The sequence below is a fragment of the Streptomyces sp. NPDC029836 genome (assembly GCF_055574495.1).
The window spans coordinates 797,166-809,463 of sequence record NZ_JBVHZI010000001.1; the positions used below are offsets into that span (position 1 = coordinate 797,166).

Genomic DNA, 12,298 nt, shown 5'->3' on the forward strand with positions numbered 1-12,298 from the left:
CCCTCCCCTCCCCCGCCGAACGCCCGAACAGGAACCCGATGACGGATACCCAGGACCTGCCCACCGACTGGTCCGCAGCCAAGCGCACCCTGCTCAGCCGGCGGCTGCGCGGCGCCGCGGCGCCCGCCCGGGTGGTGGAGCCCCGCCCGGTGGGGACGGCGCCGCCCCTCTCCAGCGGCCAGGAACGGCTCTGGTTCATGGACCAGTTGGCCCCCGGCTCCACGGCCTACACGTTGGCGCCCGCCCGCCGCTTCCGCGGCCCCTTCGACCGCGCCGCGCTGGACGCCGCGCTGACCGATCTGGTGGCTCGGCACGAGAGCCTGCGCATGACCTTCGGCACCACCGGGTCCGGCACCGCCGAGGTCCGGATCGCCGAGCCCGCCCCGTTCGCCGCCCAGTACCTGGACGTCGGCGCGGATCCGGACCCGCGGGCGCGCGCCGCCGGCGAACTCGGCGCGCTGATCGCCGAGCCATTCGACCTCCAGGTCGGCCCGCTGCTGCGCGCGCTGGTCGTCCGGATCGCCGAGGACGACCACGTCCTCGCCCTGGTGATGCACCACATCATCGGCGACGGCTGGTCGATCGACATCCTCAACCGCGAACTGGACCTCCTCCACGCCCATCACGCGCACGGTACTTCTGTCGAACTACCGCCGCTTTCCGTTCAGTTCGGGGACTACGCGGTGTGGCAGCGGGGCCGTTTGGAGAGCGGCGCGCTCGCCGCCTCGCGCGAGCACTGGCGCACCGAACTCGACGGCGTACCGGCGCTGGAGCTGCCCTCCGACCGGCCCCGCCCGCCCCTGTTCACCTTCGACGGGGCCGCGTTCGAGTTCCGCTGGAGCGCCGAACTCGCCCGCCGGGTCGGCGAGGTGGCGCGGTCCCACGGCGCCTCCTCGTACATGGTGTTGATGGCCGCGTACCAGGTCGTGCTGAGCCGGCACACCGGCCGGCGCGACTTCGCCGTCGGCTCCGCCGTCGCAGGCCGTCTCCACCAGGAACTCGAAGGCGTCGTCGGCGTGTTCGTGAACATGCTGCCGATCCGCGCCCGACTCTCCGCCGACCTCGACTTCGGCCGTCTGATCGGTCGGGTCCGCGAGACCACGCTCGACGCCTACGCGCACCAGGAGGTGCCGTTCGAGCAGATGGTCAGCGACCTCGCGGTGGAGCGCGACGTCAGTCGCTCCGCCGTCTTCCAGACCACGTTCGCCTTCCAGAACTACGCCGACCGCGCCCCCACCACCACCGGCCCGGAATCCGAGGGCTTCGGCTACGAAGCCACCACCACCCACGCCGACCTCGCCCTGTACATGCGCGAGGAGGCGGACGGCGGCCTCTACGGTCTGCTCACCTACCGCACCGACCTTTTCGACGCGGGCACCGTCGAGCGCCTCGCCGAACGGTTCCGGCTGCTGACGGCGGCCGGCGTCGCCGACCCCGCGCTGCCGATCGACCGGCTCCCGCTGCTCGAAGCGGCCGAACGCACGGCCGTACTGCAGACCTGGGCCGCCGGTCCCCCGCTGCCGAAGGGCGGTCCCGCCACCCTCACCGGGGCGCTGACCCGGACTGCGGCCCGAACGCCCGGGGCGCCGGCGCTCGTCTTCGAGGACCGCACACTGACCTACGGCGACCTCGACCGGCGCGCCAATGCCATGGCCCGGCGGCTACGGGCCCTGGGCGTGGGCGCCGACGACCGGGTGGCCGTCTGCCTGGAGCAGTCCGCCGAGCTGGCCGTCGCCCTGGTCGCCGTGCTCAAGGCCGGTGGCGGCTACCTGCCGCTCGACCCCGAGCAGCCCCCCGCCCGGCTCGCCCACCTGGTGACCGACGCCGGGGCCAAGGTCCTGATCACCGACAGCGCGCTGCGACCGCGGTTCGGCGACCACCCGGCGGTGGACCTGCTGACGGACGACGACGCGGCCGAGGGGGACGGGTCGCCGCTGGAGGAGGTCTCCGGCGCCGACCACCTGGCGTACGTGATCTACACCTCGGGCTCCACCGGCACGCCCAAGGGCGTCGCCGTACAGCACCGCCAGGTCCTCAACTACCTCGCGGGGGCCGGCGAGCGACTGCGGATCGAACCCGGTTCCTCCTTCGGGCTGCTGCAGTCCCTCTCCTTCGACTTCAGCATCACCATGCTCTACCTGGCCCTCACGACCGGCGGCCGGGTGCACCTGCTGCCGCGACGCATCGCGGGCGTGGAGCTGGCCGCGGAGATGGAGCGGGCCGGCATCGACTACTTGAAGATGACGCCCTCGCACCTGGCCGCGCTGTCCTCCGACGCGCCGCTCGCGCGGTTGCTGCCGCGCCGCGCGCTGGTCCTCGGCGGCGAGGCGAGCAACTGGTCCTGGGCGGCGGGCATCGCCGCACTGGGCCGGTGCGCGGTGTTCAACCACTACGGACCCACCGAGGCGACGGTGGGGATCACCGTCCACGAGGTCAGCGCCGACGGCGTGGACGCTCCGGGCAACACCCCGATCGGCAGTCCGCTGGCCGGCGGGCGCTGCTACGTACTGGACGAGGCCCGCAACCCCGTTCCGCCGGGTGTCACCGGGGAGTTGTACGTGGGCGGGGACCGCCTGGCCCGCGGCTACCTCGGGCGGCCGGACCTGACCGCCGAACGGTTTCTGCCCGACCCGTACGCCGACCCGGACGCCGCTCCGTACGCCGACCCGAACGCCGCTCCGGGCACCGCTCCGGGCACCGACCCGTACGCCGTTCCGTCCGACGCGAAGTCGTCCGCGGCCGACCCGTCCGGCACCGCCCCGGGCGGTCCTGGGACCGGCGGCCCGCGGATGTACCGCACCGGCGACCTGGCGCGCTGGCGCGCCGACGGCTCCCTGGACTACCTGGGCCGCGTCGACGACCAGATCAAGGTGCGCGGCTACCGGGTCGAGCCCGGTGAGATAGAGGCCGCGCTGACCGCGCTGCCCGGCATCACCCAGGCGGTGGTCCTGGCTCGCGGCGAGGGCGTCAAGCAGAACCTCGTCGCCTACCTGGAACGCCCCGCCGGCGGCGAACCGCCGACCGCCGCCGATCTGCGGGCCGCCCTGGGCGAGGTCCTGCCGGACTTCATGGTCCCGGCCCGCTACGTGGTGCTGGACCGGATGCCGCTGCTCGCCCACGGCAAGGTCGACCGGAAGGCACTGCCCGCGCCCGCGGACGCCCCGGCCGCCGGCGCCCACGTCGATCCGGAGGACGGGACCGAGCAGGTGATCGCCGCCATGTGGGCGGACCTGCTGGACCTTCCCCGGGTCGGCGCGCTGGACGACTTCTTCGCGCTGGGGGGCCACTCCCTGCTCGCCACCCAGGTGGTCGCCCGGATGCGCCGGGCCTTCCCCGACCTGGCCACCCCGGTCGGCGTGATGGACCTGTTCACGCACCCGACGGTCCGTCGGCTCGCCGCGCTGGTGGCCACTCCGGAGGCCGCCCGCGGCCCGCGCCGGTTGCTGCACCTGCTCACCCCCGAGGGGCGCGCGCCGGCCGCCAGTGTGGTCTGCGCCCCGTACGGCGGCGGCAGCGCACTGATCTACAAGCCGCTCGCCGACGCCATGCCGGCTGACTGGGCCCTGCACTCCATCGCCGTCCCGGGTCACGAGCTGGGCGAGGAGGCGCTGGACATCGACGAGGTCGCCCGGCTCTGCGCCGAGGAGATCGTCGCCCACGTCGAGGGACGGCTGGTGCTCTACGGGCACTGCGGGGTCGGCGTCCGGTTGACCGTGGAGATCGCCCGCCGGGTCGAGGCGGCCGGCCGGGAGATCGAGGCCGTCCACCTCGGCGGCATCTTCCCGTTCGCCCGCCCGAAGGGCGGCGGCGCCGCACTGGCCGAGCGCTTCGCCGAGCTGTCCGCCCGCCTGCGCAGCGACCAGGGCATGATCAACGCCTTGGCCGCGGCGGGTCTGGACGTCGATGATGTCGACGAGGACCAGCTGCGGCTGATGGTGTACAACCGCCGGATCGGCACCAAGGGTGCCGAGCGTTACTTCGGCGAGCTGTACGAGAGCGAGGGCGGCCGCATCACGGCGCCGGTGATCGCCGTCTGCGGCGACCGCGATCCGGCGACCGAGTTCTACGAGGAGCGGTTCCGCGAGTGGCACCGGATCACCGGCACCGCGGCCGTGGTGGTCCTGGACGAGGCCGGGCACTTCTATCTCAAGTACCGCGCCGAGGAGTTGGCCGACATCCTGACCGGCGTGCACCGCTCGATCGCCGACGGCGAGGAGGCGCGCCACGAACGCACCGCCGACGCCACCTGGTGGTTGGCCGGCGTGTCCCGCGACGCCGCCGGGACCGGACCCGACCTTGAACCGGACCCCGGTCCGGCAACCGCGCGGTCGACGGAGTCGAAGCCGGTCCGGACGCCGGGGAGGGCTCGGAAGGGCCGTGAGCGCGGCCCCGTCCGCCCGACGATGGGCCGCTTCCTGGCCGTCGCCACCGGGCAGCAGCTCTCGATGATCGGCTCGGCGCTCACCGAGTTCGCCCTGCCGATCTGGGTGTACCTGCAGACCGGTTCGCTGTTCCAACTCGGCCTGCTCGCCGCCTTCGGCCTCGTCCCCGGCATCGTGGTCGCCCCGCTGGCCGGCGCCGTCGTCGACCGCAGCGACCGTCGTCGGGTGATGCTGTGGGGCGATGTCGCGGCCGGCCTGACCCAGGCGGCCCTGCTGGTGCTGTACCTCAGCGGCTCGCTGGAGACCTGGCACTGCTACGTGATGATCTCCCTGCTCTCCGCCTCGCTCGCCTTCCAGCGCGTCGCCTGGGGCTCGGCGGTGCCGCAGTTGGTGCCCAAACGCTTCCTCGGCCGTGCCAACGGCGTCGTCCAAATGGCTTTCGGACTCGCCCAGTTCCTCGTTCCGCTGATCGCGGTCGGCATCCTGCACGTGATCGGACTCGGCGGCATCCTGGTCTTCGACGTCGTCAGCTACCTGCTCGCCACCGGAGTGACCCTGGCGGTGCGCTTCCCCGACGCGATGGCCGCCACCCGACGCGAGAGCGTCGCGGCCGAGATCCGGGCGGGGTTCCAACGGGCCCTCGGCAGCCGTCACTTCAGGGCCATGCTGTTCTGGTTCGCGGCGCTCAACGTCTTCCTCTCGCCGCTCTTCCTGCTCGTCACCCCGCTGGTGCTCTCCTTCTCGTCGACCGCGGCGGCCGGCTGGGTCTCCACCGCGGCCGGTCTGGGCGCCGTCCTCGGCGGCCTCACCCTGCTGGTCTGGGGTGGTCCGCGCCGGATGCGCCTGCGCGGGGTCCTGCTCGCCACGCTCGGCCTCGCCGCCGCCTGCGTCGTCACCGGCCTGCGGCCCTCGGTGGCCGTGGTCGCCGTCGGCGCGTTCGGCATGACCTACGGGCTGGCACTGCTCAACGGCATCTACGCGACGGTCGTCCAAACCAAGGTGCCGATGCGGTTCCACGGCCGGGTGATCGCGGTGAACACCATGGTCGCCTGGTCCACCCTGCCGATCGGCTTCGCCCTGGTCGCCCCGATCGGACCAGAGTTGCTCCAGCCGCTGATGGACGAGGGCGGCGCCCTGGCCTCCAGCGTCGGCGTGTTGATCGGCACCGGCGACGGCCGCGGAATCGGCCTGCTCTACCTGGTGTTCGGCCTCGCCATGGCCGCACTGGTCCTGATCAGCCTCTGCATTCCCGTTCTGGCCCGCTTTGACCGGGAAGTCCCGGACGCCGAGTCCGACGACCTGATCGGCCTGGAGACCCTGCGGGCCCGCGCGAAAAGCGAGATGAGCTCATGAACTCCCCGAACCCGTACCCCAACCCGAACCCGAACCCGAAGCATGCCGTTGCGTCGGCCTCGACCCCGGTGCCGGTGCCGGTACCGGCACCGGCACCGGCACCGGCACCGGGGTCGATCGCCCGGCATCCACTGACCGACGAGCAGCGCCGCCTCTGGTTCCTCCAGCAACTGCGGCCCCAGGAGTCCGGGTTCAACATGTACCTGAACCGGCGCTGGCACGGCCCGATCGACCCCCGGGCGCTCGGCGCGGCCCTCAACCGGCTCGTCGCGCGCCACCGGGTGCTGCGCACCCGGTTCGCCCTGGACGGCGAGCAGCCCGTGCAACTGGTGGAGCCCGTCCAGGACGTCGCGCTCACCCTGATCGCGATACCGGACGCCGTCGAGGAGTCCTTCACCGCGGCCTGCGCCCCCTTCGTCAACGCCCCTTTCGACCTGGGCGAGCGCCCTCCGCTGCGGGCCGTCCTGGTCAGTGCCGGTGAGCACGAGCACGCCCTGAGCGTGGTGGTCCACCACATCGTCTCCGACGGATGGTCGTTCACCGTGCTGTGGCGCGAACTGCTCGCGCTGTACCGCGAGGAGATCGGCGAGGACGCCGCCGACCTACCCGATGTGAAGATGGAGTTCGGCGACTTCGCGTTCGCGGAACGGGCCAGGCTGGACGGCGGCGGCGCCGAGGAGGCGGTCCGGTACTGGAGCGAACGACTTGCCGGCGTCGGCGTCCTGCGGATGCCGTTGGACCACCCCAGGCCCGCCGGACCCACCCACCCGGCCGGCTTCGCCGACCTCGCCCTCGATCCCGAACTCGTCTCCGGGATCGACTCCTTGGCCCGCGAGCAGCGCTGCACCGCGTTCATGGTGCTGCTCGCCGCTTACCAGAGCGTGCTGGCCCGCTGGAGCGGCAGCTACGACTTCGCCGTCGGCACCCCGCTGGCGGGCCGCAACGAGACCGCCCACGAGGCTCTGCTCGGCTACTTCTCGCGCACCGGTGTGATCCGAGCGGACCTCACCGGCGAGCCCGACTTCCGTACCGTGCTGCGCCGGGTGCGGTCCGCCACGATGGCCGCGCTGAGCCATCAGGACGTTCCGGTCGAGCGGGTGGCCGCCGCACTGGGGCTGCCCGTGGTGCCCGGCGCCGGCCCGCTCCACCAAGCGGTGTTCGTCCACCAGAGCCAGTACGACCCGGCCGACGCCGACGGGCGGGCCGGGCTGCCCGCGAACGTCACGACGACGAGCATGGACTCCGGATTCGACCGGGCCAAGACCGATCTTTTGCTGGACAGTTGGCGTACTCCCGACGGCGGGATGACGCTGTCGTTCTGTTTCGACCGGGAGCTGTTCGAGCCTGCCACGGTCGAGGCCCTGGCCCGCCGGGTCCGCGACCTGCTCGCCCGAGCCGTCGTGGACGTGGAGGTCCCGCTGCACGGTGACTGGTTGCTGACCGGCGAGGAGCGCGCCACGCTGCTGGCCCTGGGTGCCGGACCCGTCGTCACCGAGGACGCCCGCCCGATCCTGCGCGGATTCGCCGACCAGGTCGCCGTCCGCCCCGACGCGCCCGCCGTCGAGTGCGCGGGCGACGTCCTCACCTACGCCGAACTCGACCGGGCATCGGCCGAGTTGGCTCGCCGGTTGGGTCCGGTGGCCGGTCGCGCGGTGGGCGTCCGGATCGAGCCGTCCTTGGCGCTGGTCACCGCCCTGCTGGCGATCTGGAAGGCGGACGCCGGCTACCTGCCGCTCGACCCCGCGCACCCGGCCGAGCGCCGACGGCTGATGCTCCGCGAGGCGGACGCCGTCCTGCTGCTCACCGCAGGCGAGCGTCCGGATCTGGGGGTCCCGGTGCTGTCCGTCGGCGATCCGGATATCGGGGCCGGGGCCGCGGGCGTCGCGTCCGAGGGCGCGGAACCGGCGGGGGCCGCGCCGTCGGGGACGGACCCGGGCGGCCTCGCGTACGTCCTCTACACCTCGGGCTCCACCGGCGCCCCCAAGGGCGTCGCCGTCGAGCACGCCGCCCTGGCCGAGCGCGTCCGCTGGATGGCCGGGCCGCAGGGGTACGGGCTCCGGCCGGGCGACCGGATCGTCCAGTTCGCCTCCATCGGCTTCGACACCCACGCCGAGGAGATCTGGCCGGCCCTCACCGCGGGCGCCTGTGTCGTCCTGTTGCCCGGCGGCGGCGGGATGCTGCCCGACCTGCTGCGCACCGGGGCCGGGCGGTCCGTCACCGTACTCGACCTGCCGACCGCGTACTGGCAGGAACTGGTGTCCCTGGGTGACCGGACCCCGTGGCCGGCGTCGCTGCGCCTGGTGATCCTCGGCGGTTCCGAGGCGCACGCCGTCACCCTGGCCCAGTGGCGGGAGCGGCACGGCCACACCGTACGGCTGGTGAACACCTACGGCCCGACCGAGGCGACCGTCATCGTCACGGCGGGCGAGCTCGCCGGCGGCCCGCCCGGCAGCGCGCCCGCCACCGGGGAGCGCCCGCCGCTGGGCCGCCCCCTGCCGGGGGTGCGGCTCTACGTCCTGGACGAGCGCGGCGGCCTGCTGCCCGCCGGCTCCGAGGGCGAGCTGTACATCGGCGGCGACGGCCTCGCGCGCGGCTACTCGGCCCGACCCGAGCTGACGGCGCAGGCCTTCCTCCCGGATCCGTTCGCCGAAGCCCCGGACGCCCGGATGTACCGCACCGGCGACCGCGCCCGGTGGCGCGCCGACGGGCAGTTGGAGTTCCTGGGTCGCGCCGACGACCAGGTGAAGATCCGCGGGTACCGGATCGAGCCCGCCGAGGTCGAGGCCGCCCTCACCGCCCACCCGGCGGTCGGCCGGGCGGCCGTGCTGGTCCGCGACGGCCGCCGGCTGATCGCCTACGCCGTCCTGCGACCGGCCGCCGGGCGGGGGGCCGCGGCCTCCCCGCCGGTGGGCGAGCTGCGCGAACACCTGGCGCTGCGGCTGCCGGCCTTCATGGTGCCGGACTCCGTGGTGCTGCTCGACACCTTCCCGCTCACCTCCAACGGCAAGCTCGACACCGCGGCCCTGCCCGACCCGGACCCGGCGGGCTCCACCGCCGGGTACCTGGCGCCCCGCACCGATGCCGAGGCCCTGGTGGTGGACCTCTGGCAGGAGGTGCTCGGCGTGCCGAAGGTCGGCGTACTGGACGACTTCCTCGCCCTCGGCGGGGACTCGCTCCTGGTCACCAGGGTCGCCGCCCGGATCAGGGCCGGCGTCGGCCTCGACGTGTCGATCCGCGACGTCTTCGAAAGCCCCACGCCGGCGGCCCTGGCGGCCCGGATCGAGGCGCTGCTGATCGCGGAGATCGACGCCCTCAGCGAGGAGGAGGCCGCCGACCGGTTGAACTGACCGCACCCACCCGCCCGCCCCACCCCCTCCCCCGCACCGCACCGCACCGCATCGCATCGGAGAACGCCATCGCCACCACCGTGCCGCCCGCCGCGACGACCGTCCCTGAGCTCCTCGACGCACGGGCCGCCGAACACCCGGACCACAGCGCGCTACGGGTCGTCGGCGGTGGGGAACTCACCTTTCGCCGCTGGCGGGAGGAGGCGCTCCGCGCCGCCGTCGGACTGGCCGCCGCCGGGGTCGCACCGCGCGACCGGGTGGTGCTGCGGTTCTCCAACGCGTGCTGGGAGCGGTACGCCGTCGCCTTCCTCGCCGTCCAGTACGCGGGCGGGGTGCCGGTGCCGGTCCGCGAGGACCTGTCCGAGGCCGACGCCGCCGCACTGGCCGCGCTGGCCGAAGCCCGCACGGTCCTGCGGGAGGGCGGGGCACCCGCGCTGCCGGGGTCGGCGGACCTGTGTCTGGACGCCCTGCTGGCGGCGCACCCCGAGCCGCCGGCCGGCCCGCCGCACCGGGTCGGTCCGGGCGACCCGGCCCAGGTGATCGGCACCTCCGGCACCACCGGCGCGCCCAAGGGCGTAATCGCCGCGCACGGCAACCTGACCGCAGGCCTGACCACCCACCCCCGCCGCCGTGCCTACGCGCACTCGCGGCACGCCCTGCACGCCTTCCCGATCGGCACCAACGCGGGCCAGGTGATGCTGCTGGGCGCGCTAACCGCCGCGCCGACCACGCTCAGCCTGCCGCGTTTCGACGCGGACCGGTTCGGCGCCGCCGTGGAGGAGTTCGGGATCGGCACGGCCTTCCTGGTGCCCTCGATGGCGATCGAACTGGTCAACGCGGGCACCGCCGGGCGGTACGACCTGAGCAGTCTGCGCCTGGTCAACTCCTCCGCCGCCGCACTGCCCGTGCCGGTGGCGGCGGCGCTGGCCGCGGCGCTGCCGGGAGCGACGCTGGTCAACACCTACACCTCCGCGGAGGCCTCGCCCGCGCAGATCTCCACCGTGGTCGACGCCCGCCGCCCCGGCTCGCTGGGCCGTCCGGCGGATCCCCGGGACCTGCGGATCCTCGACCCGGAGGGACTGCCGCTGCCCGCCGGGCAGGTCGGCGAGGTCTGGTTGCGCCAGCCCGGACCGTCACGCGCCTACCTGGGTGCCGCCGGGCAGAGCGCCCGGGTGTTCCGGGACGGCTGGGTTCGGATGGGCGATGTCGGCCGTCTCGACCCGGACGGCTACCTGTACCTGGTCGACCGGGAGAGCGACGTCATCAAGAGCGGCGCGCTGAAGGTCTCCACCCTGCGGATCGAGGAGGTGCTGCACGAACACCCCGCGGTCGCCGACGCCGCCGCGTTCGGCCTGCCGCACCCCGTGATGGGCGCCGTCCCGGTGGCCGTCGTGGTGACCGGACCCGACGGCCTGGACCTGGACGAGCTCCGGCTGTTCCTGAGCGCCCGGTTGAGCCGGCCCGAACTGCCGGTCCGGATCCTGCTCGCCGGGGACCTGCCCAGGAACCCGAGCGGCAAGGTCGTCAAGGACCGGCTCCGCCCGCTGTTCGACGCGCCCGCGGAGTCCACCGGTCCCGCGGTCGCCCCCGCCACCCCGACGGAACTGCGGTTGGCCGGGATCTGGCGGCGTCTGCTCGGCCGGCCGGTGACCGATGTGGCCGACGAGTTCTTCGCGCTCGGCGGCGACTCCTTCCGGGCCGTACAGCTGGCCACCGGCATCAGCGCCGAGTTCGGGGTCCGGGCGCGGACCGCCGTGGTCTTCGAGCGGCCCTCGCTGCGCTCGCAGGCGGCCTGGGTGGACCAACCCGACCGGCGGCGGCCCGCCCCCGAGGGAACGTCCGCCGGAACGGGGACCGTGACGCCGTACCTGGCCGCGCTCCGTGCGCAGCCGCACGCCGTCGCGCTCACCTCCCAGCAGGAGAACTTCTTCCGCTGGATGGCCGAGGCCCCCGGGCGGGACGCCGGCGCGGTGACGGCCCTGTTCCGGGTCACCGACCGGCTGGAACCGGAGACGCTGGGCCTGGCGCTCACCGAGGCGGTCCGCCGCCATCCGGCCCTGCGGACCCGGTTCGAGGCGGTCGGCGAGGGGGTCGTGCGGGCGGTGCTGGACGAGGAGCCCCGGGTACGGATCACGCTGACCCGGGCCCCGGGGGCCGGCGACGCGGAGGTCGACGCCCTGCTGCTGGCCGAACGCGACCGCCTCACCGACCTGGCCCGTGACCCGATGGCGCGCCTCCTGGTGGTCAGCCGATCGGAGACCGACCACGTGGTCCTCGTCGCAATGCACCACATGGTCGCCGACGGCTGGTCGGTCGGTGTGCTGCTGGCCGACCTCGGGGTGTTCTACTCCGCGCTGCGGCGGGGCCGCTCCGCCCCGCCGGCCCGATCGGGCCCGGGCTACGCCGAGTTGGTGGACTGGGCGAACGCGCACTGGCCGGCCTCCCGGGCCCACTTCGGGACCGCGCTCGCCGGTGCGCCGGAGGCCGTCGAGCGGTTCGCCGGCCGCCGGTCGGTGGACGAAGTACTCACCGCCGCGTACGAGTTCGAGGTGCCGGCGGCGTTGGCGGGAAGCCTGCGGGCCCGGGCGGCCGAGCTGGGCGCCACCCCCTTCCTCGCCGTCGCGGCGGCCTGGACCGCACTGTTGGCGCGCCGCGGCGATCAACCCGACCTGGTGGTGATGACCCCGGTGCCCGGCCGTCCGCGCCCGGACGCCGAGCGGACGGTGGGCTGCTTCGTCCAGTCGTTGCTGCTGCGGGTGGACGCGAGCGGGGGACCCGGCTTCGCCGAACTGGTGGACCGGCTGAGAACGGTGCACAGCGAGGCGTTGGACCACCAGCTCCACCCCTTCGCCGAGTTCAGCCCGTCCGTCCCCTTCGCGGCCTGGCTCCGCTACGAGGCGTGGGCCGCGCCCGCTCAACTGCCCGGCCTGGCCTGCGAGCCCTGGGAACTACCGCGCGGCAGCACCGTCCCGTGGCCGCTGCCGGGCGGCGACCGGGGCGTGCCCGAGCTGACCGTGGTCGAGCAGCCGGACGGCGGCATGCGGTGCTGGCTGCAGTACAACGCCCTGGCCTTCGACCTCCCCGTGATCACCGAATTGGCGACGGAGTTCACCACCGCCCTGACCGCCGCCTGCGGTTGACCTGCGGACGCCCCCCATGACGCCGACCGGCCGCCAACCACCCGCCGACCACTGCCTCGCCGGAGGCGGCCGGGAT

General features: G+C 74.2%; 3 protein-coding genes. All 3 read left to right on the forward strand.

Going from position 1 to position 12,298, the window contains the following annotated elements:
* The first annotated feature begins 38 nt into the window (after positions 1–38).
* Positions 39–5,735 carry an amino acid adenylation domain-containing protein gene (locus tag ACZ4XJ_RS03785; RefSeq protein ID WP_468495185.1) on the forward strand — a complete coding sequence of 1,899 codons (5,697 nt, stop codon included), beginning with the start codon at positions 39–41 and terminating at the stop codon, positions 5,733–5,735.
* Positions 5,732–9,082, forward strand: coding sequence for an amino acid adenylation domain-containing protein (locus tag ACZ4XJ_RS03790; RefSeq protein WP_468495186.1), 3,351 nt, complete (start codon positions 5,732–5,734; stop codon positions 9,080–9,082). The genes ACZ4XJ_RS03785 and ACZ4XJ_RS03790 overlap by 4 nt, the downstream gene beginning before the upstream one ends.
* A gap of 80 nt (positions 9,083–9,162) precedes the next feature.
* Positions 9,163–12,222: a class I adenylate-forming enzyme family protein gene (locus ACZ4XJ_RS03795; protein ID WP_468495187.1), complete on the forward strand. Its 3,060-nt coding sequence runs from the start codon at positions 9,163–9,165 to the stop codon at positions 12,220–12,222.
* Positions 12,223–12,298: the final 76 nt, after the last annotated feature.